Annotated in this window: 27 protein-coding genes; 12 read left to right on the top strand and 15 right to left on the bottom strand. The window is 67.0% G+C overall.

The annotated features are described in order from the left end of the window. Entirely contained in the window at positions 1–1062 is a 1062-nt protein-coding gene (locus tag VHP37_01525; GenBank protein HEX2825000.1) for a beta-propeller fold lactonase family protein, read from the bottom strand. Between the two features lie 119 nt (positions 1063–1181). Between VHP37_01525 and VHP37_01520 the strand changes: the two genes are divergently transcribed. Both VHP37_01520 and VHP37_01515 read left to right on the top strand, forming a co-directional pair. Next, positions 1182–2147 (top strand): tripartite tricarboxylate transporter substrate binding protein, encoded by a 966-nt coding sequence (locus tag VHP37_01520; protein HEX2824999.1) that lies wholly within the window; start codon positions 1182–1184, stop codon positions 2145–2147. After that, complete coding sequence (locus VHP37_01515) at positions 2144–2554, top strand: rhodanese-like domain-containing protein (GenBank protein HEX2824998.1); 411 nt, start codon at positions 2144–2146, stop codon at positions 2552–2554. Before VHP37_01520 ends, VHP37_01515 begins: the two co-directional genes overlap by 4 nt. A 39-nt stretch (positions 2555–2593) precedes the next feature. Here VHP37_01515 and VHP37_01510 read toward each other — a convergent pair whose 3' ends face one another. Then, positions 2594–3565, bottom strand: coding sequence for a tripartite tricarboxylate transporter substrate binding protein (locus VHP37_01510; GenBank protein ID HEX2824997.1), 972 nt, complete (start codon positions 3563–3565; stop codon positions 2594–2596). Positions 3566–3688: 123 nt separating this feature from the next. Between VHP37_01510 and VHP37_01505 the strand changes: the two genes are divergently transcribed. Then, positions 3689–4666 (top strand): tripartite tricarboxylate transporter substrate binding protein, encoded by a 978-nt coding sequence (locus VHP37_01505; protein ID HEX2824996.1) that lies wholly within the window; start codon positions 3689–3691, stop codon positions 4664–4666. 56 nt (positions 4667–4722) lie between these two features. On the opposite strand, the gene VHP37_01500 is transcribed toward VHP37_01505, so the two are convergent. From VHP37_01500 to VHP37_01490, 3 genes are read right to left on the bottom strand one after another with little or no spacing between them, the layout of a single operon-like run. Beyond that, positions 4723–5679, bottom strand: coding sequence for a tripartite tricarboxylate transporter substrate binding protein (locus tag VHP37_01500; GenBank protein ID HEX2824995.1), 957 nt, complete (start codon positions 5677–5679; stop codon positions 4723–4725). 2 nt (positions 5680–5681) lie between these two features. Then, positions 5682–6626 carry a tripartite tricarboxylate transporter substrate-binding protein gene (locus VHP37_01495; GenBank protein HEX2824994.1) on the bottom strand — a complete coding sequence of 315 codons (945 nt, stop codon included), beginning with the start codon at positions 6624–6626 and terminating at the stop codon, positions 5682–5684. A gap of 1 nt (position 6627) precedes the next feature. Further along, on the bottom strand, positions 6628–7521 hold the full coding sequence (locus VHP37_01490) for an isocitrate lyase/PEP mutase family protein (GenBank protein HEX2824993.1): 894 nt from the start codon (positions 7519–7521) through the stop codon (positions 6628–6630). Positions 7522–7630: 109 nt separating this feature from the next. Here VHP37_01490 and VHP37_01485 point away from each other — a divergent pair, with 109 nt between their 5' ends. Next, positions 7631–9313, top strand: a complete 1683-nt coding sequence (locus VHP37_01485) for a protein kinase (GenBank protein HEX2824992.1) — start codon at positions 7631–7633, stop codon at positions 9311–9313. A gap of 8 nt (positions 9314–9321) precedes the next feature. Next, complete coding sequence (locus VHP37_01480; GenBank protein HEX2824991.1) at positions 9322–10026, top strand: hypothetical protein; 705 nt, start codon at positions 9322–9324, stop codon at positions 10024–10026. A 385-nt stretch (positions 10027–10411) separates the two neighbouring features. Here VHP37_01480 and VHP37_01475 read toward each other — a convergent pair whose 3' ends face one another. Both VHP37_01475 and VHP37_01470 read right to left on the bottom strand, forming a co-directional pair. After that, positions 10412–11185 carry an SDR family oxidoreductase gene (locus tag VHP37_01475; protein HEX2824990.1) on the bottom strand — a complete coding sequence of 258 codons (774 nt, stop codon included), beginning with the start codon at positions 11183–11185 and terminating at the stop codon, positions 10412–10414. Continuing rightward, positions 11185–11943, bottom strand: coding sequence for an aspartate/glutamate racemase family protein (locus VHP37_01470; GenBank protein ID HEX2824989.1), 759 nt, complete (start codon positions 11941–11943; stop codon positions 11185–11187). The genes VHP37_01475 and VHP37_01470 overlap by 1 nt, the downstream gene beginning before the upstream one ends. Positions 11944–12029: 86 nt before the next feature. Between VHP37_01470 and VHP37_01465 the strand changes: the two genes are divergently transcribed. Continuing rightward, positions 12030–12986 carry a tripartite tricarboxylate transporter substrate binding protein gene (locus tag VHP37_01465; GenBank protein HEX2824988.1) on the top strand — a complete coding sequence of 319 codons (957 nt, stop codon included), beginning with the start codon at positions 12030–12032 and terminating at the stop codon, positions 12984–12986. Positions 12987–13132: 146 nt separating this feature from the next. Here VHP37_01465 and VHP37_01460 read toward each other — a convergent pair whose 3' ends face one another. Beyond that, positions 13133–14116, bottom strand: coding sequence for a tripartite tricarboxylate transporter substrate binding protein (locus tag VHP37_01460; GenBank protein HEX2824987.1), 984 nt, complete (start codon positions 14114–14116; stop codon positions 13133–13135). Between the two features lies 1 nt (position 14117). Further along, entirely contained in the window at positions 14118–15077 is a 960-nt protein-coding gene (locus VHP37_01455; protein HEX2824986.1) for a tripartite tricarboxylate transporter substrate binding protein, read from the bottom strand. 50 nt (positions 15078–15127) lie between these two features. Between VHP37_01455 and VHP37_01450 the strand changes: the two genes are divergently transcribed. After that, entirely contained in the window at positions 15128–16405 is a 1278-nt protein-coding gene (locus tag VHP37_01450; protein HEX2824985.1) for an amidase, read from the top strand. A 13-nt stretch (positions 16406–16418) separates the two neighbouring features. Here VHP37_01450 and VHP37_01445 read toward each other — a convergent pair whose 3' ends face one another. From VHP37_01445 to VHP37_01420, 6 genes are all read right to left on the bottom strand, one after another. Then, positions 16419–17381 carry a tripartite tricarboxylate transporter substrate binding protein gene (locus VHP37_01445; GenBank protein HEX2824984.1) on the bottom strand — a complete coding sequence of 321 codons (963 nt, stop codon included), beginning with the start codon at positions 17379–17381 and terminating at the stop codon, positions 16419–16421. Positions 17382–17427: 46 nt separating this feature from the next. Further along, entirely contained in the window at positions 17428–19779 is a 2352-nt protein-coding gene (locus VHP37_01440) for a xanthine dehydrogenase family protein molybdopterin-binding subunit (protein HEX2824983.1), read from the bottom strand. Next, entirely contained in the window at positions 19776–20612 is an 837-nt protein-coding gene (locus VHP37_01435) for a xanthine dehydrogenase family protein subunit M (protein ID HEX2824982.1), read from the bottom strand. Before VHP37_01435 ends, VHP37_01440 begins: the two co-directional genes overlap by 4 nt. Before the next feature lies 1 nt (position 20613). Beyond that, positions 20614–21087, bottom strand: coding sequence for a (2Fe-2S)-binding protein (locus tag VHP37_01430; GenBank protein HEX2824981.1), 474 nt, complete (start codon positions 21085–21087; stop codon positions 20614–20616). A 68-nt stretch (positions 21088–21155) separates the two neighbouring features. Next, entirely contained in the window at positions 21156–22028 is an 873-nt protein-coding gene (locus VHP37_01425) for a tripartite tricarboxylate transporter substrate binding protein (protein HEX2824980.1), read from the bottom strand. An 89-nt stretch (positions 22029–22117) separates the two neighbouring features. Beyond that, on the bottom strand, positions 22118–23116 hold the full coding sequence (locus VHP37_01420; protein HEX2824979.1) for an amidohydrolase family protein: 999 nt from the start codon (positions 23114–23116) through the stop codon (positions 22118–22120). A gap of 50 nt (positions 23117–23166) precedes the next feature. Between VHP37_01420 and VHP37_01415 the strand changes: the two genes are divergently transcribed. The 5 genes from VHP37_01415 (at position 23167) to VHP37_01395 (ending at position 26420) form a co-directional block, all read left to right on the top strand. Further along, positions 23167–23349, top strand: coding sequence for a hypothetical protein (locus VHP37_01415; GenBank protein HEX2824978.1), 183 nt, complete (start codon positions 23167–23169; stop codon positions 23347–23349). 101 nt (positions 23350–23450) lie between these two features. After that, positions 23451–24068, top strand: coding sequence for a carboxymuconolactone decarboxylase family protein (locus tag VHP37_01410; protein ID HEX2824977.1), 618 nt, complete (start codon positions 23451–23453; stop codon positions 24066–24068). A 1-nt stretch (position 24069) separates the two neighbouring features. Further along, entirely contained in the window at positions 24070–25035 is a 966-nt protein-coding gene (locus VHP37_01405) for a tripartite tricarboxylate transporter substrate binding protein (protein HEX2824976.1), read from the top strand. Positions 25036–25236: 201 nt separating this feature from the next. Beyond that, the gene (locus tag VHP37_01400) at positions 25237–26199 is read left to right on the top strand and encodes a CvpA family protein (protein ID HEX2824975.1); all 963 of its coding nucleotides are present in this window, start codon (positions 25237–25239) and stop codon (positions 26197–26199) included. A 2-nt stretch (positions 26200–26201) separates the two neighbouring features. Continuing rightward, entirely contained in the window at positions 26202–26420 is a 219-nt protein-coding gene (locus VHP37_01395; protein HEX2824974.1) for a hypothetical protein, read from the top strand. Positions 26421–26427 lie beyond the last annotated feature (7 nt).

The following is a 26427-nucleotide window of genomic DNA, read 5'->3' as shown; positions in this document are numbered from 1 at the left end:
TCACTCGAAGCTCACGATCTCCACCCAGTTCGCGCCGCGTCCGGTCGGATAGCGGCCGACGAGGCTCAACGCACCGCTCCCGGGCGCGATCGCGTACGACGACAGCATCTCGGACTGCTCGCCCGACACGACCATAGTGCGTCCGCTCGCATCGATGCGGAAACCGCGCGGCTGCTTCTCGGTTTCGGTCACGCCTTTGGGCGTGAGCGCGCCGCTCGCGGAATCGACGCCGAAGGTCGCGATCGTGCTGCCGGTGCGCTCGGCCGCATAAAGAAACTTCGAATCGGGCGTGATGTGGAGGTCGGACGCCCAGATGTCGTTGGAGACGTCGCGCGCCGGCGCGCTCGGGCCGCGCGGCGCGCCCGGCACGAAGGTACTGCCCGGCGGCAGGGCCGACGCCGACGACACTTCGGTGAGCAACCCGGTCTCGCCGTCGAGCGCACACGTCGTGACCGTGGCGGTGAGCTCGGCGAGCACGTAGACGAAGCGATTGTCGGGCGAGGTGACGAGATGGCGCGGACCGCTGCCCTGCGCCATCTGCAGGAGCGGCGGCGTGTTCGCGGCGAGCCGGCCGCTCGTCTCGTCGAAGAGGAACTGGAACACCTGGTCGGTGCCCAGGTGCGGCACGAACGCGTAGCGGTTGGTCTCGTCGGTGCGGATCGCGTGCGCGTTGCGCGCGGTCGGGATCGCCTGCACCGTCTCGCCGATCGTGCCGTCGTCGTTCACGCGATGCACGACCACGCGGTTCTGGCTGTACGACGCGCCCAGCAGGAAGCGGCCGTTGCGATCGAAGAAGATGTACGGGCAGTTCGCCGCGAGCGGGGCCGTTCCGATGTGCCTCAACGCGCCGGTCGTGCGGTCGATGCTGTAGGTGTATGCCTGCGACGTCTCGCCGCGGACCGCAGCGACCAGGTAGCGCCGGTCGGGACTGATGCCCATCGGCATCACGCCCTTGTCCGCCTTCACGCGGGGACCCGGCTCGAGCGCGCCGCCCTCGTTCAGCGTGTAGCAGGAAATCTCGCCGTCTTCGGCGTTCGATACGTATACGAAGCTCTTGCTCACGAGCGTCCTCCTCGCGGCCGAGTTTACGCGAAGCGCTCGTTGGGCGGGCCGGCCTCGCGTAGACTCTCGCTCAACGGCGAGTGCCGTCCCGGCGCTGCCGCCAGAGGAGGAGCCCACTGATGAGAAGATCCGCCAGCATCGTCCTGAGCGTTTCCGCAGTCGCCGCCGGCATCGGAGCCGCGGCCGCCCAGGGTTATCCGGAACGTCCGATACGCATCGTCTGTCCTTTCCCGCCCGGCGGGTCTTCGGATTTCGGCGCGCGCATCCTGTCGCAAAACCTGCCGCCGCTGCTGAAGCAGACCGTCGTCATCGACAATCGCGGCGGCGCCGGCGGGAACATCGGCACCGACATCGCCGCCAAGGCGGCGCCCGACGGCTATACGCTGCTCGCCACCTCCGAAGGACCCATCACCGTCAGCCCGAGCCTTTATCCGCGGCTGCCGTATGTGCCGGCGCGCGATCTCATCGGCATCACGCAGTTCATCAAGTACACGCACGTCGTGGTGATCAACCCGACGGTCAAGGTGAGCAACATCAAGGAGCTGATCGCGCTCGCGAAGGCCGGCAAGACGAGCTACGCGCACCCGGGCGTGGGCACGAGCAACCATCTGGCGGTCGAGCAGTTCAAGATCATGACCCACACCGACATGACCAGCGTGTCGTACAAAGGCGGCGGTCCGGCGATCGTGAGCGTCATCGGCAACGAGACGCAGGTCTCGTTCGCGACCGCGCCGTCGGCGATACCGCACGTGAAGTCGGGCAAGCTCAAGGCGATCGCGATCACCGCGGGCAAGCGCTCGACCGTGCTGCCCGACCTGCCCACGATCGCCGAGTCGGGCGTGCCGGGCTATGCCATCGAAGGCTGGGTCGGCCTGCTCACACCGGCGAAGACACCGGCGCCGGTCGTCAAGCGGCTCTACGACGAGACCGTGAAGGTGATGAAGCAGAAGGAAGTGCACGATCTCGTGGTCGCGAGCGGATCCGAAGTCGCGTTCACGACGCCGACCGAGACGCAGGGCCTGCTGCGCGACGAGGGAGCGATGTGGGCGAAGGTGATCAAGGCGACGGGCATCAAGGGCGAATGAGCAAGCTGCTCGCGACGCTGTGTCTGCTGCTGCTGCCGCTGGCGGCGCGCGCCAGCGTGACGGACATCGACACCGCGGAGCTCGCACGCCTGCAGGCGGCGGGCGTCCCGGTGGTCGACATCCGCACGCCCGGCGAATGGAAGGAGACCGGCGTCGTCCCGGGCAGCCATCCGCTCATGTTCTTCGACGAGAAAGGCAACTACGACGCAGCGGGTTTCGTCTCGCGCCTGAACGCGATCGCCAGACCGGGCGAACCGGTCATCGTGATCTGCCGCAGCGGCAACCGCACCAAGGAAGTGAGCCGCTTCCTGTCGCAGAAAGCCGGCTACACGACGGTGTACAACGCGAAAGACGGCATCCGGGCGTGGTTGAAGGAGAAGCGCCCGGTCACAGCCGTCAAACCGTAATCGGGGTCCGACGCCGGTGCTCCGGGGTCGGACCCTGGTTTATTTCGCGATATCGATCTCGCTCAGCGCCGCTTTCATCGCCTCGTACTCCTTCTTGTGCTGCGCCAGCGTCGCGGCGCTGTCCGCGTACGCATCCACCCAGAGGTTCTTCTCGAGGCTCTCGCGCCACGCCCTGGTCTTGACCATGCGCGCGAACACGTCTTCCCAGTAAGCGACCTCGGCCGGGCCGAGCTTGCGCGCGCCGAGCACGCCGCGCCACAGATCGACGACCGAATGCGCCCCCTGCTCTTTCCACGTCGGTCCGTTCGCGAAAGCGCCGCCCAGGCGCTTGTCCGCCGACACGCCGATCACCCGGAGCTTCCCGGCTTCCACCAGGCCGCGCACGTTGCCCGCCGTCGCCCAGACGGTGTCGACATGAGTGCCGAGCGCCGCATTCACCGCCTGCCCCGACGACGTATAGGTGACGACAAGGAGCTTCTTCGGATCGACACCCACGCTCTTCGCGACCTGCGCCGCGGCGATGTGGAAGGCGTTGCCGCGCGCGGTCGCGAGCGCGACGTTCACGCCCGCCGCGTCGGCTTTGAGCCGCGAGATGAAGTCGGCGCCGCTCTTCAGCGGCGATTCGGTGCGCACCAGCGCGATGATGGGCTCGCTGATCAGGCTCGCAAGCGGGGTGAACTCGAAGTAGTTGAGCGGCATCGTGCCCGCCGCGTAGGTCAGCAGGCCGGTCGACGTCTGTATCAGCAGCTTGTGGCCGTCGCGGTCGTGCTGGGCGAGATACTGCATCGCCACCGTCGCGCCGCCGCCCGGCTTGTTCACCACGACGATCGGCACCGGCACGAGCTTCTCCGACTGCAGGATGTTCTGGATCGTGCGCGCGGTCGAGTCGACGCCGCTGCCCGGCGCGGTGGCGACGATGAACTCGACCGTACGCTCGGGTTTCCAGGCGTTGGTGGCAGCATGTGCCCCGCATGCGAATCCGAGAAACAGAACGAACGCAAGCTTTTTCAATGCAGACCTCAATTAATCCTCCCTCGCATGTAGCGCATTTTCGACGGGGAGGAGCATACTGTGTTTCAAAGCACATATAAGCCTGTCCGCCGAAGCCCCGTCGTCGCCAATCTGGAGGAAACGATGCGCGTAGTGCTCGAAACAGGTCGCCTGTTGTGCGTTGTAACGGTGCTGCTGCTGTTGCCGGCGACGGCTTCAGCGCAAAACTGGCCCGTCAAACCCGTCCGCTACGTCATCCCGTTTCCCGCCGGCACCGGCAACGATATCGTCGGTCGTCTGATTACCGACAAACTGACGCGGATCTGGGGTCAGCAGGTCATCGTGGATAACCGTGCCGGCGCTTCCGGCTCGATCGGCGCGGCGTTTGCGGCGAAGGCGCCTCCCGACGGCTACACGCTTCTCCATTGCAACATCGCGCCCAACGCGATCTCGCTGTCGATGTTCGAAAAGGTGCCATACGAGCACAAGGATTTCGCGCCAATCACGCGGATCGGCATGACGCCGAACATGATCACGGTGCACCCGTCGACACCTTTCAGGTCGCTCAAGGACCTCGTGGCGCGCGCGAGGGCCAACCCCGGCAAGCTGAGTTACGCTGCCGGCACCGTCGGCACTTCGCCTCACCTGTCCATGGAATGGCTCAAGCTGCTGATGAACTTCAACATCGTGCACATTCCGTACAAGAATGCGGCGCAGGGGACCGGCGATGTCATCGCCGGCCAGCTTCCGATCAACATCACCAACTTTCCGTTTCTCGTCGAGCCGGTGAAAGCCGGCCGGCTGCGTCCGCTGGCGGTTACCAGCGCGAAACGTCAGCCGCTGCTGCCGGATGTGCCGACGGTGCAGGAATCGGGGGTGCCGGGCTACGAGGTCAACTCCTGGTACGGCGTCTGCGCTCCCGCTGGCGTACCCACGGCCCTGCTGGACAAGATTCACGACGATGTCGTTTCGGTGTTGCGCATGCCCGATGTCGAGCAGCGCCTGACGGACCTCGTGATACCCCCTTCGCCGACGACTCGCGAGGAGTTCGATCAGTTCATACGTTCGGAGGCCGCGCGCTGGGCGAAGGTGATCAAGGACGCAAAGATTCCGAAACAGTAGAAAATTAATTGGGCCCGGAGTCGAATTGCGGCGAAATGTGACCCTCACCTGGATTTCTATTCGGGCTGGATCCTCGCCGCGGCAGCGACCTCCGCCCACTTCTGTTTTTCGGCGATCACGTATTTGCGGAACTGCTCCGGCGGCTCGCCCCCCGCGGCGCCGCCGAGCTCCGCGAATTTCGACCGGATATCCTGCTGCGCGAGCACTGCCTTCGCCGCGCCGTAGATCCGGTCGATCGCCGCGGAAGGCGTCTTTGCCGAAGCGAACAGACCGAACCATCCCGTCACTTCGAAATCGCGATAGCCCGACTCCTGCATCGTCGGCACGCTCGGAAGCTCCGGCGTGCGCTTGAGGCTGGTGACGGCGAGCGGACGCAGCCGCCCGCCCCTGATGTAGCCCATCGTGCTCGGCAGGCTGCTGAAGATCATGTAGACCTGTCCGGCCACCACGTCGATCAGCGCAGGGCCGGTCCCTTTGTAAGGCACGTGCACGAGGTCGATGCCGGTGCGCAGCTTGAACAGCTCGCCCGACATGTGCACCGACTGGCCGCGGCCCGATGACGCGAAGCTGAGCTTCCCCGGATTCGCCTTGGCGAGCGCAACCAGCTCCTTGACGCTTTTCGCCGGCACGCTCGGATTCACCACGAGCACGTTCGGATTCGAGATCACGCTGGTGATCGGGATCATGTCCTCGGGCTTGTACGGCAGGCTCTTGTAGAGCGCGTAGTTGATCGCGTTGGGGCCGATGTTGCCCATCAGGACCGTGTGTCCGTCGGACGGCGCGGCGAGGAATGCCTGCACACCGACGATGCCGGCGGCGCCCGCGCGGTTCTCGACGATGACCGGCTGGCCGAGCTCCGGGCCCATCTTCTCTCCGAGCATGCGCGCGGCGATGTCAGTGGTGCCGCCGGGCGCGGCGGGCACGATGATGCGCACCGGCTTGCTCGGGAACGTTTCCGCGGCATTCGCAACGCTCGCGGCGAGCGCCGCGAGAATCAGGTATCGATGAGCCATCTTCAGTCCAGTCTTATCTTCGCGCTGCGGATCACTTTGCCCTGCACGTCGAAGTCGCGCCGGATCTGCTTGACCAGACCCTCGGGCGAGCTCGCGATCACTTCGATCCCGGCCGAGAGCAGCCGCTCTTTCACTTCGGGTGAGGTCGCGGTCTTCACGGCCTCGTCGTTGAGGCGCTTGACGATGGCGGCGGGCGTCTTTGCCGGCGCGAACATGGCGAAGGTCGCGACCGATTCGAAACCCGGCAGCCCGCTCTCGGAGATGGGCGCGAGGCCGGGCGCGAGCGGCGACGGCTGAAGGCTGCCGACGCCCAGGCCCCGCAGCTTGCCCGCCTTGATCAGCGGCATCGCCGTCCCGGCCACGGGGAACATCATCTGCACGCGCCCGCCCATGACGTCGGTCAGCCCCGCGCCGACGCTGCGATACGGCACGTGCACGATGTTCACACCCGCCAGCATCTTGAAGAGCTCGCCCGCGATGTGCGGCGTCGCGCCGACGGGACCGCTCGCGTAGTTGAGCCCGCGCGGCTTCGATCTGGCGAGCGCGACGAGCTCGTGCACCGATTTCGCCGGCACCGAGGTATTGACCACCAGCACCATCGGCGATCCGCCGATGAGCGTGATGGGCGCGAACGCCTTGAACACGTCGTAGCTCGGCTTCTCCTGCATGAGCGGCAGCAGCCACAGCGCCGCGCTGTAGACGATCACCGTGTAGCCGTCGGGCGCCGCTTTCGCGCCGATGTCCGCGATCACCGGGCCGCCGATGCGCGAATCGACGATCACCGACTCCTTCATGCGCGTCGAGAGCCCGTCGGCGATGACGCGCGCGGTCAGGTCGCTGCCGCCCCCGGCGCCGGCGGTCAGCAGGCGTATCGGTTTGGAAGGATAGTCGTCGGCATGCGCAACGCCTGCGGCAAGCGACAGCAGCATCAGGGTCAACGCGCGCATCTCAACCGCCGACATATTTACGCTCCAGCTCGTCCACTTGCTTCATCCCCATCAGGTTGTTGAGCTCCTCGAACGACGCGAGGAGGTCGGGCCGATCGACCACGCGCTCGTTCTTCACCACTTCGTCCTTGAACACCGCCATCGCGTTCATCATGCCTTTGAGCGCGGCCGTCGACAGCATGCGCGGATACGCGACCGCCGCGACGCCGACGTCCTGCAATTCCTTCGGCGTCATGAGCGGGGTGGTGCCGCGCGAGCGCATGCCGAGGCCCATGTTGACGATGAGCGGCTTGCGGACGTTCTTCGCGACCTTGGCGATGTCCTCTTTCGACAGCAGCGCGTCGGCATACAGCGCGTCGGCGCCGGCCTCGGCATAGAGGTTCAGGCGCCGGATCGCCTCGTCGACGTCGTGCGTGCCCGCCGAGTCGGTGCGCGCGACGATGACGAAATCGGGATCGCGCTTCGCATCCGCCGCCGATTTGACTCTCTGCACCATCTCCTCGGCCGAGATGCACGCCTTGCCTTGCATGTGGCCGCAGCGCTTGGGCCACACCTGGTCCTCGAACATCATCGCCGCCATGCCCGCCTTCTCGAAAGCGCGCACCACGAAGTGCAACGTGAGCGCGTTGCCGTAGCCGGTGTCGGCGTCGACGCGCAGCAGCAGGTCGGTACAGTCGGCGAGCCGCCGCGCGTTCGCGAGATTTTCCTCGAAACCCATGATGCCGCGGTCGACCCAGCCGAGCCGGCTCTCCGATACGCCGGCGCCGGAGATCGATGCGGCCTCGAAACCGGAAGCCTGGGCGAGCCGCGCGGTGTATCCGTCATACACGCCCGGCATGATCAGGATCTCGGGGGCGTGAAGCAGTGCCTTGAATCGGGCGCCTCGGGTTTGCATCGTATCGGCCTTGTGCGGTGAGTTGAAAGCTTCCGATTCTAGCGAGCCGGAGTGGACTCACACCGCGTGTAGCCGCAGAATTGCAGGTCTACGTCTGCCTATCGCACCGATGTCCGCTCCGAACAATCCGGACGACGACGACCGCACCGTCGTCATGAGAAAAGACGAGCACGAGAATGCGCTGCCCGTCGGCACGCATCTTTTCGAGTTCGAGGTCCAGCGTCTGATCGGCGAAGGCGGCTTCGGCATCGTCTATCTCGCGCAGGACGAGGTGCTCGGCCGCCGCGTCGCGCTGAAGGAATACCTGCCGTCGGCGTTCGCGAACCGCGGCGCGGGGCTGACGGTCAACGTGACGTCGAGCCGCCACGAGGAAACGTTCCGCCTCGGACTCAAGAGCTTCATCAACGAAGCGCGCCTCCTCGCCCAATTCGACCATCCGGCCCTGGTCAAGGTCTACCGCTTCTGGGAAGCGAACGGCACCGCCTACATGGTGATGCCGTTCTACGACGGCCTCACCTTCAAGCAGATGGTCCAGCGCGACGGCTCGCCCGACGAGACGCGGCTGCGCACGCTGCTCGGCCAGTTGCTCGAAGCGCTCGAGGTCCTGCACGGCACGAACTGCTTCCACCGCGACGTCGCGCCGGACAACATTCTCATGCTCGCGAGCAACAAGCCGGTGCTGCTCGACTTCGGCGCCGCGCGGCAGGTGATCAGCGATCGCACACAGGCGTTCACGGTCATCCTGAAGCCCGGTTACGCGCCGATCGAGCAGTACGCCGAGATCCCGGGACTCAAGCAGGGACCGTGGACCGACGTCTACGCGCTCGCGGGCGTCGCGCACTTCGCGATCATGGGCTCGCCGCCGCCGCCGTCGATCGCGCGCACGGTGGTCGACGAATACGTCCCGCTCGAGCAGGCGGCGGCCGGACGCTACAGCGCCGAATTGCTGCGCGCGATCGACCGCGCGCTCGCGGTGCGGCCCGAGCATCGGCCGCAGACCGCCGCCGAGTTCCGCGAGCTGCTCGGAGACACGCCTGCACCTACGACGACCTTCACCGAAAGGCGCGCGACCCCGCGGTCTCCGCCCGCGGCTGCCGCTGCGCCCAGGCGTCGCGTGCCGTGGCATATCTGGATCGGCGCGCCGCTGGCGGTCGTCGCGGCGGTCGTCGCCGGCGTGCTCTTCTACAACCAGCATGCGTCCGAAACCGCGCCTGCGCCTGCGACGCCGCCGCCGGTCGCGCAGGAAACGCCTGCGGTGAAGCCGGCGCCGGTCGAGCCCACGCCGCCACCCGTGCAGGCGGCGAAGGAACCCGAGCCGCCTCCGCCGCCGGTGGAGGCGACGCCTGCCCCGCCGCCCGAGGACAAGGCTGTCGCGACCGCACCGGTCGAGACCAAGCCCCCTGCGCCGACGCGCGCCGAGAAAGCCGAGCAGGCCGCCAGGGAGAAGGCGGAACGCATCGCGAAGGAAAAAGCGGAGCGCGCCGCGAAGAAGAAAGAAGCCGCCCTGACCGCGCGCGTCGAGCCGCCCCCGCAGCCGGCGACCCGGCCGCTCGCGCTCACGCCGGTCGAGCCGACGCCCGCACCGGCCCCACAGACCAATCAGCTCGCGGCGATCGCCGCCGCGGCGATCGAAGACGCCGAGAAATGTCTGCGCGCGAAGCAGTTCGACTGCGCGATCGCCAACGCGAACTCCGCGCTGCGGGCAGACCCGACGAGCTCGCGCGCGAAGCGCCTCAAAGGCGACGCCGAGGAAGCGCAGCGCCGCGCGCTCTCATCGATCAAGATCGAATAGGAGGGATCATGATCACGCAACCGAACCGCACGCGTACGGCGGCCGCGGTGACGCTGGTCGCTTTCGCGCTGGCCAGCACCGCGATGCCGCGCAACAGCATCGGCGCGACCGCCGGCGACATGTTCTCGGGCGATTGCAACCCGATCGTCACCGGCGTCATCGGCGGCGTGCTGGGCGCGCTGATCGGCGGCCGCAGCCATCGCGGCGGCGGTGCAGCGATCGGCGCCGGCGTCGGCGCGCTCGCGTGCATGGCCTACAACTACACCACGAGCCAGACCAAGTCGTCGCAGCAGGTCGAGACCGAATATAAAGCGGCCAACAACGGCGCCTTGCCGCCGGCGACCACCGTCACGCGCTTCGACGCACAGGTCAACCCCAACTCCAACGTGCAGTCCGGCACCGCCGTCGACGTGAAGTCGCAGATCGAAGTCGTGCCCGGCACCAACGACCCGCAGCCCAACGTCGAGCAGGAGATCGCGCTCTACGCGCCCGACGGCAAGGAGACCGCGAAAGCACGCAAGCCCGCGGCTCAGACTCCGGGCGGCGGGGCGTTCGAGACCAACTTCAAGTTCACCATGCCGCAAGGCGTGCCGCAGGGCGTGTATCCGGTGAAGAGCCAGGTCTACGTGAACAACGAGCCTGCGGCGAATACGGAGACTCGATTCCAGGTCGTCATCGGGCCGCAAAGCACGATAGTCGCCGTCTTGCGATAAGCCCGTCGTCCCGGACGCGTCCGCGCCAGCGCGCGCGATCCGGGACCCATTTTGACTTTAGCGAAAACGGTCTGGAGCGACCGCCGGCAATGCGTGTAGTCCTCACCGCTCTATTCACCATTGCGATTGCTGTCACCGCGCCGCCGCCAAGGAGGCCGATATCGCCGCAATCTCGGTTTCCCGGCTGCCGACTACACCGTACTGAAGAGCCGGACGAAAGGCTTTCCCGATCTGATGTTCGGTGGTCCCGGTTTCTGTTTTGGTGTGTGGCGCTGGAATGGCACGCAGTACCGGCACTATCGAAACCAGCCGATGCCGCCCGGCGGCTGCGACAAAATGGATTCCCGATAGCCCCGCTACCGCGGTTCGGGAACGACGAACGGCGCTACAACACCCCCGAGTGCCCGCCGTCGACGTTGATGCAGCTTCCGGTGACGTAGCTCGCAAGGTCGGACGCGAGAAAGACGATGACGCTCGCCGCTTCGTCGGGCTCGCCGAGGCGGCCGAGCGGCACTTTCGACGCGAGGTTGCTGTAGTGCTCGTCGAGCGTTAACCCCGCGCGCTCCGCGCGTATCGATTGCAGCCGCGACTTGATCCAGCCGAGCGCGACCGCGTTGACCAGGATGCCGTCGCCCGCGACCTCCTTCGACAACGCCTTGGTGAACGCGAGCCCCGCGGCGCGGCTCACGCTCGTCGGAAACGATGCCGCGGGCGGCTGCTTCGCGCCCGACATCGCGACGTTGATGATGCGACCGGACCCCTGCGCGCGCATGTGAGGCACCGCCGCGCGCGCGGCGCGCACCTGCGCGAGCAGCTTCACCGAGAGGTCGTAGCGCCAGATCTCGTCATCGGCCTGATCGAACGGCCCCTGCGCGGTGCTGCCGGCGTTGTTGATCAGGATGTCGATGCGTCCGTAGCGTTCCACGGTCGACGCGATGAAACGCTCCATCTCGCCGGGCAGCGAAGCGTCGGCGGGAACCCCGAACACGTCGCCGCCGCGATCGCGCAGCTCGGCGGCAAAGCGGTCGAGCGGCTCGGCGCGCCGCGCGCAGAACGCCACCTTCGCGCCTTCCTCGACGAGCTTCAGCACCGTCGCGCGGCCGATGCCTTCGGTGCCGCCGGTGACGGCGGCGACCTTGTTCGCCAACCCCAGGTTCATCAACGCTCGCGCCAGACGTCTCCGGTCTCGGCGGCCGGATAGCCGAAGTCGCGCGGCGCGAGCCCCGAATGGAACCACGTGACGAACGTATAGACGGTGAAGATCGGGATGCGAAGCCGCGCGTTGAGCGCTTTCGCATAGGGCGCCATGTTGTGGTTCTCGCACACGATCGCGCCGACGTCGGGATGGCGCCGCAGGAGCTCTTCGCCCGCCTCGACGATCTCCTCGCGCGCGAGATCGTAGTCGAGCTCCATCTCGTCGCCGAGCATCACGCGCGTGAACTCGGTGCCGTGCTCGGTGCCCATGATCGGCGTATCGCGCGGGGCGCCGACCGCGTCCCAGTGCTCGTCGGTGACGCGGGCGCCGTGCACCGAGAGCACGCCGACGCGCTTGCCCGGCGGCAGCAGCGCCTGCGCGAGCGGGATCTGCATGAGCGAGGAGCTTGCGACCGGCACGTTGACGTGCGCGGCGAGGTCCTTCTGGAAGATCGCGAGAAAGCCGCCGGTCGTGGTGATGCCGTCGGCGCCTTCCTTCACCAGCTCTTCGGCCGCCTTGAGAAACGCCGGACCGAGGCCTTTGCCTTTCTCGTGCACGACCACGCGTGCGGTCGCGCCGGGAATGACCTTGTAGAGCACCGGGAACGGCCACGTGTATGCGTTCCCCGTATCGCCCGGAGGACGCGGCCACTTGGTGTCGAGCATGAGGATCCCCACGCGAGCGCCATACACGGTCTTGCCGCCATAACCTTTCGTTCCCATCGTCATCCCCCTGAATGTCGTCTCCCGAGTATAGCGGCGAGGCACCCTATAATGCTTCGGGGGAACGACAACGATTCGGAGCGGCAATGAAACGCACGTTGATGTCGATCGCACTGGCTTTGGCCGCGAGCACCGCGGCGGCACAGAACTATCCCTCCAAACCCGTACGCATCGTGGCGCCCTTCGCGCCCGGCGGCCCCGTCGACCTCACCGCGCGCATCCTCGGGCAGAAGCTCGGCGAGACCTTCGGCCAGCAGTTCGTCGTCGACAACCGCACCGGCGCGAGCGGCATGATCGGCGCCGAGCAGGTGGCGAAGAGCGCGCCCGACGGTCACACGCTCCTCGTGAGCGCGTCGATACACGTGATCGTGCCGAGTCTCTACTCGAAGATGAATTACGACGCGATCCGCGATTTCTCGCCGGTCAGCGTGGTGTCGACCTCGCCGCTGGTGCTGGTCGTCACGCCGTCGCTGCCGGTGAAGAACGTGAAGGAGTTCGTGGCGCTCGCGAAGTCGCGCCCCGACGAGCTCTCCTTCGGGTCGTCCGGCAGCGGCTCGTCCACGCATCTCACCGCCGAGCTCCTGAAGTCGGTGACCGGCACGCGCATGCGGCACATTCCGTACAAGGGACAGGGCCAGGCGATCACCGACGTCGTGACGGGCGAGATCCAGTTCATGTTCAACAGCCCGTCGGCGGTGAAGTCGTTCATCGACGCGAGACGCCTGCGCGTGCTCGCGATCACGTCCGACAAACGCTCCACGCAGATGCAGGACGTGCCGACCTTCGTCGAGTCCGGTGTGAAAGATCTCGTCACCGGCTCGTGGTATGCGGTGTGGCTTCCCGCGAAGACGCCCGAACCGATCGTGTCGCGCCTGAACGGCGAGATCGTCCGCATCGTCGGCACGCCCGAAGTGCGCAACCGCATCGTCGAGCTCGGCGGGGTGCCGGTCGCCAACAGCTCGTCGGAGATGGACGCCTTCCAGAAAGCCGAGGCGGCACGTTGGGCGAAGGTGGTGAAGGCGTCCGGGGCGAGGGCCGACTGACGTCGGCCTCGCCCGACGGGCCGGTAAACGCCAAGGAGGGAAACCAGGGTTTCCCTCCTTGAACCTCCTTTCCTTTTACCGTCATCCCGGACGCGTCCGCGATAGCGCACGCGAGCCGGGATCCATTTTGACTTCTAGTCTCGAGATCACCACGGCTGCGGCGCGATGTTCGCCGACCGCACGACGTTCGCCCACTTTCGTGTTTCGTCGCGAATGAACGCCGTGAATTCCTGGGGCGTGCTCGCGACGGGCTCGGCGCCCATGGCGATCAGCTTCTCCTGCATGTCCGGCAGGCGCAGGATGCGCACGATCTCGGCGTGCAGCTTCGCCACGATATCTGCGGGCGTCGCGGCGGGCGCGACGATGCCGACCGAGTTCGTCGCGTCATAACCCGGCACGCCGGACTCGGCTACGGTAGGGACGTTCGGAATCGCGCGCGAACGGGCTTTGGTCGATACTGCGATGATGCGCAGCCGTCCCGCTTTGGCGTGAGGCGTCACCACGGGCATCGGTCCGAACAGCATCGCGACATGGCCCGCAACGCCGTCCATGACCGCCGGCGCGGCGCCCTTGTAAGGGATGTGCGTCAGATCCACGTGCGCCATGCTCTTGAAGAGCTCCATCGCCATGTGAGTGGTCGAGCCGATGCCCGCCGAGCTGTAGTTGAGCTGCCCCGGCCTGGATCGTGCGAGCGCGATGACTTCCTTCACCGTCTTCACCGGCACCGAAGGGTGGACGACGAGCACGTTCGTCGTCGCTGTCGTCTGCGTGATCGGGGCGAATGCCTGAAGAAAGTCGTACGGCAGGTTGCGGTAGATGCTGGGGTGCACGGCATGACTGCCGGTGAACATCAGCAGCGTATAGCCGTCCGGCGGGGCTTTCGACGCGGCTTCAGTGCCGATGATGCCCTGCGCGCCCGGCCGGTTGTCGACGATCCACGAACGGCCCGTGCTCTCCTGGAACCTGACCGCGATCAGGCGAGCGACGACATCCGTCGAGCCGCCGGGCGGATAAGCGTCGATCACGCGGATGGATTTAGCGGGGTACGTCGCGGCCGTTTGCGCCGGACAGTCGGGCGCGACAGCCGCCACAGCCAACACGATTGCAGCGAGCGCGGACGTGGTCTTCATGTCAATTGACCGTCGCGCCGGACACGCGCACGACCTCCGCCCAGCGTTTGATCTCATCGCGCACGATGCGCCCGAGCTCCTCCGGCGTCGTCGGCGCCGCCTGCGCGCCGAGTGCGGCCAGCCGCTCGCCGATGTCCGGCGCTTTCAGGACCGTGCCGATCTCCGCGTGCAGCTTCGACACGACGGCCGGCGGCAAGCCGACGGGACCGAAGATGCCGTACCACGAGGTCACGTCGTATCCCGGCACCCCCGACTCGCTCACCGTCGGCACGTCGGGAAGCAGCGGGGAGCGACTCGTGCTCGTCACCGCGATCGGCCGCAGCCGTCCGCCCTGAACGTGCCCCAGCACCGAGGGAATGCCGGCCGAGACGAGCTGGATCTGGCCGGCAACCGCGTCGGTGACAGAGGGCGCGGCGCCTTTGTAGCCGATGAACACCATCTTCACTTTGGCCATCGTGTTGAGGAGCTCGATCGAGAGATGGTTCGGCGAGCCGGGGTTCGCGCCGAAGTTGAGCTCGCCGGGCCGCGCCGTGGCGAGCGCCAGCAGCTCCTTCAGGTTCCTGACCGGCAGCGACGGATGGACGACGATCAGGCTCGGAAACGTCGCCATCTGCGTGATCGGCGCGAGGTCTTTCGCCATGTCGTACGGCAGCTTCTTGTAAAGCGTCATGCCGATGGCGTGCGGCACGCCCGCGACGAGCAGCGTGTAGCCGTTCGGCGCCGCCTTCGCGACATAGTCGGCGCCGATGTGACCGCCGCCGCCGGCGCGGTTGTCCACGAGGAACGGCTGCCCGAGGCGTTCGGTGAGCTTCTGCCCGACGATGCGCGCAAGCACGTCACTCGCGCCGCCCGGTGCGAACGCATCGACGATGCGCACCGGTTTGCCCGGATACTCCTGAGCGAGCGCAGGTATGGCAAGTACCAGGATCATCGGAAGCAGGAACACGCGGCAGCAAGGCATCGGATCTCCTTTCCTCGATTCGCTTATGCTATCGGAAAGGAGCAGACGCGGTGCGTACACGATTGAACCATTACAGCGTGATCCACATGGCGGAAGCGATCGCGCAAGGCACGCACACCGCAGTCGAGTTCGCCGAAGCCTGCCTCGCGCGCATCGCCGAACGCGACGCCGATGTCCAGGCCTGGGAATACGTCGACCCCGACTGCGTGCTCGCTCAGGCGCGCGAGCGCGACCGCGAGCCGCCGCGCGGACCGCTACACGGCGTGCCGATCGGCGTCAAAGACATCATCGACACGCACGACATGCCCACGGGCTACGGCTCGCCGATCTACGACGGCCATCGGCCCCGCGCCGACGCAGCATGCGTCGCGCTGCTGCGTGAAGCCGGCGCGGTCATCGTCGGCAAGACCGTGACGGTCGAGCTCGCGGCGTTTCATTACGCGCGCACGCGCAACCCGCACAATCTCGCACACTCTCCGGCGGGCTCGTCGAGCGGCTCCGGCGCGGCCGTCGCGGACTTCATGGTGCCGGTGGCGCTCGGTACGCAGACCGGCGGCTCCACCATCCGTCCGGCGGCGTTCTGCGGCGTCGTCGGCTTCAAGCCCACGTACAACCTGGTCAATCGCGCCGGCATGAAGGCGCTCGCCGAATCGCAGGACACCGTGGGACTGCTCGGGCGCACCGTGGCCGACATGGGCCTGCTGTTATCGGTGCTCACCGGGTGCGACGCCGCCCTCCCGGCCGTTATCGCGGCGCCGAGCATCGCGATCTGCGGCATGCCGGCATGGCCGACGCTCGAGCCTGCGATGGTCAAAGCAATGGAAACAGCGGCCACGGGCCTATTGGGCGCGGGCGCGAAAGTCGATTCGATCACGCTGCCGGAAGCGTTCGCCGATTCGCTGGTCGCGCAGCGCCGGATCAACGATTACGAAGCGTTTCGCAGCCTGACCTACGAGCGCATACATCACTTCGACAAGCTGAGCTCGTCGATGCAGGCTCGGCTGGAGGGCGCGGTCGCGTGCACGTACGAGCAGTACCGGCACGCGCAGGACATCGTTCTGAAATGCCGCGCGCTGCTCGACGAGATGTTTACGCGCTACGACGTGCTCATCACACCCAGCAGCGTCGGAGAGCCGCCGGTCGGCGTCCACAACCTGGGCGATTCGAGCTACATCCGCATCTGGACGACGTTCCACACCCCGACGCTCAATCTTCCGATTTTCCGCGGCGACACCGGCCTGCCGATGGGACTACAGGTGATCGGCCCCATACGCGAGGACCGGCGCACGCTGGGGTACGCGGCGTGGATCCATCGCGCGTTGACCTAGCGGCACACCACGGTCAGTCCGCTTTCGCACCCGACCGCCTCACCACCCCGCCCCACTTCGCGGCCTCGCTTTTTGCGAAAGCCTCGAATTCCGGGGGAGTACCGCCGCCGGGCTCGTAACCCATGCTCATGTATTTCTCGGCCACCGCGGGCGTGGCGAGCGCCTTGTTGATCTCCAGCTGAAGCCTGTCGACGATCGCGCGGTTGACGCCGCGCGGGGTGATCACGCCGGACCACACCGTCGCCTCGAAGCGCGGGATCGTCTCGGCGACCGCGGGCAGATCGGGCACGGCCGGCGAGCGCTTGAGGCCCGTCACGCCGAGCCCCCGCAGGCGGCCGCTTTTCACGTGCGGCAGCAGCGCGCCGATGTTGTTGAACGTGACCTGGATCCGGTCGGCCGCGAGATCGGTGATCACCTGCTGCGACGCCTTGTACGGCACGTGCATCATCTGCGTCCCCGTCATGTACTTGAACAGCTCGCCGGAGAGATGTCCGCTCGTGCCACTGCCGTTCGAGCCGAAGGACAGTTTGCCCGGACTCGCTTTCGCCAGGTCGACGAGGTCCTTCACCGATTTCGCCGGCAAAGCCGGCGTCACGGCGAGCAGGTTCGGCGCGTAATACGTCACCACCACTTTCTGCGTATCCGCGATCGGGTCATAGGGCAGCTTGTCGAGCATCGCGGGATTGATCGCGAGAGACGACACGCTGCCGAGGCCGAGCGTGTAGCCGTCGGGCGCGGCGCGCACGATGAGCTCGGTGCCTATCGTCCCCGCGGCTCCGGCCCGGTTGTCGATCACGAAGGCCTGGCCGAGCTGAGCGCTCAGGGCGGTGGCGAGCACACGCGTGGTGAGATCGGGTCCGCCGCCGGCGCCGAACGGCACGATGAGGCGGATCGGCCGCGTCGGATAGGCGGCCGCCGTGCGCATGTCGGGCTGCGCAGCCGACGCGACGGCGGCGATGAAAGCTGCGGACAACACGACGCATAGCCTCGGGAAGGTCGATCGTCCGGACATCTCTCGCCCGCTAACGCAATGATTGCGCGTCACGGATCGCCCTCCAGATCCGCTCCGGCGTCGCCGGCATCTCGACGTGCCGCACGCCGAACTCGGAGAGCGCATCGCAGATCGCGTTGATCATGACGCCCAGTGCAGGCGCGGTGCCGCCCTCGCCTGCGGGACGCAAACCCAATGGATGCGTCGAAGGAATCTCGACGTACTCGGTATTGAAGAACGGGAAGTCGTCCGCGCGCGGCATGGCGTAATCCATGAACGAGCCCGAGAGCAACTGTCCCGTCTCGGGATCGTAATGACAGTGCTCCATCAGCGCCTGCCCCACGCCCTGCGCGATGCCGCCGTGGACCTGGCCGTGGATGATGCCGGGGTTGACCGCGCGCCCGACGTCGTCGACCGCGGTGTATTTCACGATCTCCAGCGTGCCGAGATCGGGATCGATCTCCACTTCCACGACCTGACATCCATAGGGAAACTGCGCTTCGACTTCCTGGTCGCAGACGGCCTCGAGCGGGCCTCGGAGCTCTTCGGGAACATCGGGCAACTCCACCGCCGCGCGCGCGACATCGCGCAACGTCACCTTGCGCCCGCCCGGCCGGGTGAACTCTCCCGCGGCGAATTCGACCGCGCTGGCCTCGCACTCCAGTAACAGCGCCGCGATGCGCTTGCCCTTCTCGATGATGTCCTGCGACGCGTTGTAGATCACCACGCTCGCGGTGCGTAGCCCGCGCCCCGAGTGCGTGCCGCCGCCGAACTTCACGAACGCGGTGTCGCCGGTGAGGATGTTCACCTTCTCGAAGGGCACGCCGAGCCATTCGGTGACGAGCTGAGCGAAGCTGGTCTCGTGGCCCTGCCCCGTCGACACCGTGCCGATGATGACGTCGACGCTGCCGTCGGGCTTGACCGTCACTTCCGCGCGCTCGCGCGGCACGCCGCTCGACGTGTCGACGTAGTTCGCGACGCCGATGCCGCGGCACTTGCCGCGCTGCTTCGCTTCGGCCTTGCGCGCCGGGAAACCGGTCCAGTCGCCGAGCTGCAGCGCTTTCTCCATCACCGCGTGATACGAGCCGCTGTCGTACACCATGCCGAACGGGTTCGTATAGGGCATCTCCGATTCGGACACGAGGTTGCGCCGGCGCAGCTCGATGCGGTCGAAACCTTTCTCGCGCGCGGCGAGATCGATGAGTCGCTCCATGACGTACAGCACCTCGGGACGCCCCGAGCTGCGATACGGCCGCGTGGGCGAGGTGTTGCTGACCACGCCGCGCGCGCGGAAATGCGCCGCCGGCACCCGATAGATGCTCGACGAGATCTCGACCCCTTTGCGCAGCGGCGAGAAGTTCGTCGTATGCCCGCCGGCGTTGCTGATGTTCGAGCCGCGCATCGCGAGGAACGTGCCTTCGGCGTCGAGCGCAAGCTCGGCCTCGACCACGAGGTCGCGCGCCTGGTAATCGGTCGCGAACGCTTCTGCGCGCTCGCACGTCCACTTCACCGGGCGCCCGATGCGCTTCGCCGCCCACACCACGAGCGTGAACTCGCCGTAGAGCATGCCGCGCGTGCCGAAATGGCCTCCGACGTCGTTGGTGATCACGCGCACCTCGTTCTCCGGCACGCCGAGCATGATCGCGATGTCCATCTTGGTCCGCCACGCGCCGCTGGTGCCGGCGTGCAGCGTGTAAAGCTCGTTCTCGGAGTCGTATTCCCCGACCGCCGCGCGCGGCTCGAGCGGCACGCCGGTGATGCGCGGCACCCAGGTCTCGAACTTCACGACGTGCTTCGCGCGCCTGAACGCCGCTGCGGTCGCTTCACCGTCGCCGGTCAGCGCGTCGAGGCAGACGTTGGAGCGCGCTTCGTCGAACACCTTCGGCGCATCCATCTCCGCGGCCTGAGCAGTATTGGCAACCGCATCGAGCACGTCGTAATCGACTTCGATCAGCTCCGCAGCGTCCTTGGCCGCCGCAACGCTCTCCGCGATCACCATCGCCACCGCTTCGCCGACGTGCCTCACCTTCTCCACCACCAGCGGATAGTGCGGCGCCATGAACATGTCGGTGCCGTCGCTGTTGTAGAGCATGATGTCCGCCGGATGCGGCGAGAACGGGCGGTGCGGGATCTCCTTCACGCCGTCGGCCTTCAGGTCCTTGGCGGTGAGGATCGCGACGACGCCGGGCGATTTCAGTGCCGCCGACGTGTCGATCCCGCGTATGCGTGCGCTCGCGTGCGGCGAGCGCAGCATGAAGGCATACGCCTGGCCCGGAAGATTGACGTCGTCGCTGAACGTGCCGGCGCCGGTCACGAGCCGATGGTCTTCCTTGCGGATGACCGCTTCGCCGATGCCGGCGCCTTTTGCGGGTGCGTGGGTCATTTATCGAGCGTCTCGGGATTGCTTCGCCACGATCGTTCCTCGCAATGACACTTGACGACTGTCCTCGCAGTCAGCACCTTCACCGCGTGGGCGCGATACTCGGCGGTCGCGTGGATGTCGGTGTTGAGACCGGCGGCGTCGAGGGCGAGGCCTTCGAGCGCGGCGGGATCGAATGATTTGCCCAGCGCGGCTTCGGCCGCCTCGAACCTGAACACCGACGGTCCCGCGCCGGTGACCGCGACACGGACGCCCGTGCTCGTGCGCGCGACGAACACGCCCACCAACGCAAACCGCGAAGCGGGCTGCTTGAGCTTGCTGTAGGCGCTCGCCTGCGGAACGGGAAAGCGCACTTCGCGGACGATCTCGCCCGGCTCGAGCGCAGTCTGGAAGAGCCCGGTAAAGAAATCGTCCGCGGCGATCGCGCGCCGATCGGTGACCACCGTCGCGCCGAGGCCCACGAGACCGGCCGGATAATCCGCTGCCGGATCGGCATTCGCGATCGAGCCGCCGAGCGTGCCGCGGTTGCGCACCAGCGGGTCGCCGATGCCGCTGGCGAGCTGATGCAAACCCGGAATCGCGCGCGCGACCTCTTCCGACGCAGCGACTTCGGCGTGCGGCGTCATCGCGCCGATCGCGATCGCATCGCCGTCGCGGCGGATGCCTTTCAGCGCGTCGAGCGCGCCGAGATCGACGATGCCCGCGTAGCGCGCGAGCCGCATCTTCAGCACCGGAATCAGGCTCATGCCGCCGGCGAGCACCTTGAAATCGTCGCGCCGGGAGAGCGTGCCCGCCTCGCTCAAATCCTTCGGACGGCGATAGTCGAAGTCGTACATGTCACGCGCCCTTCATCGCTTCGGCGCCGGCCTGTATCGCTTTCACGATGTTGTGATAGCCGGTGCAGCGGCAGAGATTGCCTTCGAGCTCGCGGCGCACGGTCTTCTCGTCGAGGTCGTTGCCTTTGCGCCGGACCATGTCGACCGCCGACATGATCATGCCCGGCGTGCAGAAGCCGCATTGCAGCGCGTGGTGCGTGCGAAACGCTTCCTGCATGGGGTGCAGTTGCTCGCCCTTGGCGAGGCCTTCGATGGTGGTGACGGTCGCGCCTTCGCACGACGCCGCGAGCACCGCGCACGATTTCACCCCTTTGCCGTTCAGGTGCACGGTGCAGCAGCCGCACTGGCTGGTGTCGCAGCCGACGTGCGTGCCGGTGAGGCCCAGATGCTCGCGCAGGAGCTGCACGAGCAGCGTGCGGCCTTCGACGTCCACGGTCGCGGAGTTGCCGTTGACGGTCAGTGAGACGGTGGGCAAATCATCCTCCTCCGGTTGCGGCCGCGCCGGGATTGCTTCGTCGCTGCCGCTCCTCGCAATGACAGGTCTTAGTCTGCCTTGATGTTTCGTGCTTTGACTACTTTCGTCCACGTCGCGATGTCGCGGGCGATGACGCGCGCGAGCTCGTCGGGCGTCGAGCCGACCGGATCGTTGCCGTCGGCATGCAGGCGCTCGAGCACTTCGGGCGCCTTCAGTGTACTCACGATCGCCCGGTTCAACCGCGCAATGATCTCTTTGGGCGTCCCCGCCGGCGCCCACGCGCCGAACCAGAAATCGGCGGCATAACCCGGCAGCACCTCCGCGATCGCCGGCAGGTCCGGCAGCGCGGGCGAGCGCTTCGCGGTCGTCACCGCGATGCCGCGCAGTCGGCCGGCGCGGATGTGCGCCATGCTCGACGGCCCCGAGCCGAAGAACATCTGGATCTGCCCGCCGAGCAGGTCGACGATCGCGGGGCCCGCGCTCTTGTAAGGCACGTGCACCGCCTCCGCCTTCGCCATCTGGAGGAACAGCTCGACCGCAAGATGCGAGAACGTGCCGTTGCCCGACGAGCCGAAGTTGAGCAGCCGCGGCTTGGCTCGCATGAGCGCGATCAGGTCCTTGAGGCTCGAAGCCGGCACCGACGGATGCAGCGTGATGATGAGCGGGCCGGTCATGATCATCGCGATCGGCGCGATGCCTTTCACCGGGTCGTACGGGAGCTTGTAGAGCGCCGCATTGGCGGCGTAGCTCGCCGGCACGATCGCGAACGTATAGCCGTCGGGCGTGGCGCGCGCCGCGATCTCGGCGCCGACCGTACCGCCCGCCCCCGCGCGGTTGTCGACGATGAACTGCTGGCCGAGCTCGGCCGAGAAGCGCGAGGTGAAGAGCCGCGCGACGATGTCGGTGCCGCCGCCGGGCGCGAGCGGGACGATGACGCGCACCGGGCGCTCGGGCCAGGCGTGGGCGAGTGACGCCCAGCAGATCAAAACCAGGGTCAGACCCCGCAAAAGCCGGGGTCTGACCCTTCGCGTCAGGCGCAGCATCTGAACATTCCCTCCGCGGTGTCACGCACGATCTTGCGGCGATCGGCGGCGGCGATGCCCGTCGCATCGAGCGCGTCGGTAAGCTTGCCCTTGGAGCGCTCCACCGGGCCGGCGGCGTAATCCGAGCCGATCATCACCTGTCCCGTCCCGACGAGATCGAACAGCAGCCGCAGCGCGGGCGCCGACATGAACACGGTGTCGTAATAGAAGCGCTTCACGTAATCCGACGGCAGCATGCCGTCCTTGCCGAACTCGCGGTCGAGGCGGTCGCTCTGGTAAGGCAGGAAGCCGCCGCCGTGCACGAGCACGAGCTTCAGCTTCGGATACCGATCGAAGACGCCCGCCAGTATGAGCTGCGTCGCCACGATCGTGGTGTCGATGGTGCGCCCGTAGAGGTTCTTGAATCGCGGCAGCTGCCCGAACATGCACGCCGCCGGGCCGTCCATCAGCGGATGCAGCACGACCGGCACGTCGAGCGATTGCGCCGCTTCCCACAGCGCGTCGCAGCGGTTCTCGTGCAGCGCGCCCGCGGGAAGATCGGTGGGAATCATGCAGCCGGTCATGCCGAGCGACTTCACGCAGCGCTCGAGCTCGCGCGCGGCGATCTGCGGATCGGCGAGGTGCAGCGTCGCGTGGGCGAGCAGCCGCCGGCCGGAGTCGGCGACGGTCTCGGCCATCGCGTCGTTGAGCCGGCGAACCCAGAGCTCGCCGTCCTTCGCGGGCAGCTCCTGCCCGTGGACGTCGAGCCACGGCCCGATGAGCTGCTGCTGCATGCCCTGCGTGTCGAGCCAGTCGAGCCGCTTGCTGAAGTCGAGCATGATGCCCGCCGCCGGCCGCAGCGGCTTGCGACCCGGGAACGTCACGACGTAACCGCCGTCGCTGTCCGCGACGTCTACGCCGCCCAGGCGCGTGCGCTTCACGTCTTCGAGGAACTGCCGGGGCACGCCATGAGCGTGTATGTCGATGCCGATCGCGTCTTCGTTCATCTCCGATGCCGTTGGCTACCCTGCGCCCCTGACGCTAACCGATTCGGCCGATGGACTACAAGTTCGCGATCTTCGATTTCGACGGCACGCCCGCCGGTTCCTTTGCGTTCTTCGTCGCGACCTGCCAACGATCTCGCACTGCGTCACGGCTTCAGGACCGTCGATCGCGAGGAAGTGGCCGCGCTGCGGCGATCTATATCGGCGATCCGCACAGCGCAGGAAGGGACACCTGAAGAAGTCCGGAGTACGGTGCAGCGTCGTCGGTTACGTAGCGCCCCGGTCAGACCCGCTGCAAGTACCGTAAGATTGCGCGGCTGACTTCAACGGTGACACGATGACGAACGATAAAGACACCACACGCACCAAAGGCCCGCGCCGCTTCGCCCTGCTCCCGCCCGAGAACCTCACGGCGGACCAGCGCGCGATGTACGACGAGATCCGCTCGGGCCCGCGCAGCAAGCTCCCGAACTCCGGCGCGTCGAAACCCGGACCGCTCGGCGGCCCGTTCAACGTGTGGCTGCGAAGCCCCGGCATCGGCAACCGCGTGCAGGCGCTCGGCGAGGAGATCCGCTTCAGGAGCTCGCTGCCTTCGAAGCTGAATGAGATGGCGATCCTCGTCACCGCGCGCTTCTGGACCTCGCAGTACGAATGGCACGCGCACTGCAAGCTCGCGCTCGACGCGGGGCTCGACCCCGCCCTCGCGCAGGACCTCGCCGATGGCAAGCGGCCTTCGAGGATGGACGCCTCTGAGGCGATCGTCTACGACTTCTCGACCGAGCTTCATGCGCAGCACGGCGTCAGCGACGACACTTACCAGTGCGCCGTCGATCGCTTCGGCGAGCGCGGCGTGTTCGATCTCATCGCCGTCAACGGTTTCTACTCCCTCGTCTCGATGTGCCTCAACGTCGACCGCACGCCGATGCCCGAAGGCCTGCCACTTTCGCTCAAATAATATGCATACACGAATACTCCTCGCAGCCGCGACGATCGCGGTCAGCAGCTTCTCCTTCGCACAGGACAAGTACCCCTCGCGCCCGATCCGGATGGTCATCCCGTTTCCGCCGGGCGGCATCATGGACACGATCGGCCGGCAGTGGGCGGAGAAGGTGGGGCCCCACCTCGGCACGATCGTCGTCGAGAACCGCGGCGGCGCGGGCGGCACGATCGCGGCGGGTGAAGTCGCGCGAGCGAAACCCGACGGCTACACCATCCTCATGGGCAACACGAGCACGCAGGTGCTCAACCCCGCCGCGATGCGCCATCCGCCGTACGACCCGGTGAAGGACTTCGTGCCGATCGACATCATCGCGCTGTCGGCGACTTCGATCGTCGTGCATCCGTCGCTGCCGGTGAAGAACCTGAAAGAGCTCGTCGCGTACGCGAAAGCGAATCCCGGCAAGCTCTCGTACGGATCGGCCGGCGCCGGCACGATGACGCATCTCGCGGGTGAGATGCTCAAGCAGCGCGCGGGCATCAACCTCCTGCACGTGCCTTACAAGGGCGTGGGGCTGGCGACGACCGATCTGCTCGGCGGCTACATCCCGGTGATGACGCCGCACGTCAACGCGCATTTCCTCGCGCTGCATCGTGCGGGCAAGGTGCGCATCCTCGCGATCAACGCGCCGCGCCGCCTGAAAGCGGCGCCGGACATCCCGCTCGGCCGCGAGACGATCCCCGACTACATCGCGCAGCTGTTCAGCGGCATCTTCGCGCCCGCGGGCACGCCGGCGGCCGCCGTCGAGCGCGTGTCGCAGGCTTCGCGCAAGGCGATGGCCGATGCGGCTTTCCAGAAAGCGCTGACCGACTCGGGGTCGGAACCGGTGATGGAAGCGAGCCCGGCCGAGTCGCAGAAGCTGCTCGACCAGGAGCGCAAGCGGCTGATGCCGGTCATCAAGGCGATGGATTACAAGCTGGATTGAGCGGTGCGTTAGTCGTTCTGTGTCATCGCGAGGCTCGCACAGCGAGCCGTGGCGATCTCGTGGCGCACGAGCCGTCCCGAGCGCCTCGGGATTGCTTCGTCGCCGCGCGCGGCTCCTCGCAATGACACAGCAGGATTAGTCGCGACAGCGACGTAACGCAGCGCATCGGTCACACGGCATTCGCTTTGCCTCACTGCCGTCATGAACGTCAACCTCGCCGACGTCGGCCTCGCGCTGGTGATCCTCGGCGGCGCCTACGGCGGCTGGCGCCGCGGGCTGCTCGTGAGCGGCGCCGACCTGGTCGCGCTCGCGCTGAGCGTCGTCTTCGCGTTCGTCGCCTATCCCTATCTCGTATCGCTTGCCGGCCGCTTCCGCCTTCAGGCGAGCGTGTGGACCGCGCCCGTCGCGTTCGTTTCCGCGTACGCGCTCGCACACATCCTGCTCGAGTTGCTGGTCTCGCGCTTCGTCAAGGCGTTCCCCAACGCGACGCACGCACACGGCGTCAACCGTGTGCTCGGCGTCGTCCCCGGCATCGTGAACGGGCTCCTCGGCGCCATCGTGGTCTCGGCGCTGCTGCTGTCCCTGCCGCTGGCGGACAGCGTGACGCGCGTCGTCGCCGACAGCGTGCTCACGAACCGCTTCGCACGTCCCGCGGAATGGCTCGAAGCGAAGCTGCATCCGATCTTCGATCCGGCGCTCGACAAGACCGTCGCCAGGCTCACGGTCACGCCCGGCACGCAGGAACTGGTGCGACTGCCCTATACGGTGCAAGCGCCGAAGCCGCGGCCCGATCTCGAAGCGGGCATGCTGGCGCTGCTGAACGCGGAACGGCAGAAACAGGGATTGAAACCATTGCAGGCCGACGCCGAAGCCACGCAAGTGGCGCGCGCGCACTCGCGCGACATGTTCGCGCGCGGTTACTTCTCTCACATCACGCCCCAGGGCGAGGACCCGTTCGAGCGCATGCGACGGCGGGGCCTTACGTTCCGCGCGGCGGGCGAGAACCTCGCGCTCGCGCGCACGCTGCCGATGGCGCACCAGGGACTGATGGATTCGCCCGGCCACCGCGCGAACATCCTGCGGCCGGCCTTCGGACGCGTCGGCATCGGGATCGTCGACGGCGGGCGATACGGGCTGATGGTCACTCAGAACTTCAGGAACTGAGCGTGTATGATCTCCGAAGAGACGAGGAGAATCGCGTGCGGGAGTGCTGCATCGAATGCGTCAAACTGCTGTGCAAGCTCACGCGCACGCCGCCTCACGCAACGCTCGAGGAAGTGCTGCCGCGGGTCAGCCCCGGCATCGAATACTTCACCTGCAGGCAGTGCGGCACACGCTGGGTGCGCGACATGTCGCGACCGTTACAGGCGTGGGAAATGGCGTGAGGCGCTG

This window comes from Burkholderiales bacterium, assembly GCA_036262035.1.
Taxonomy (GTDB): Bacteria; Pseudomonadota; Gammaproteobacteria; order Burkholderiales; family SG8-41; genus JAQGMV01.
This window is presented reverse-complemented; position numbering and strand designations above follow the sequence as displayed.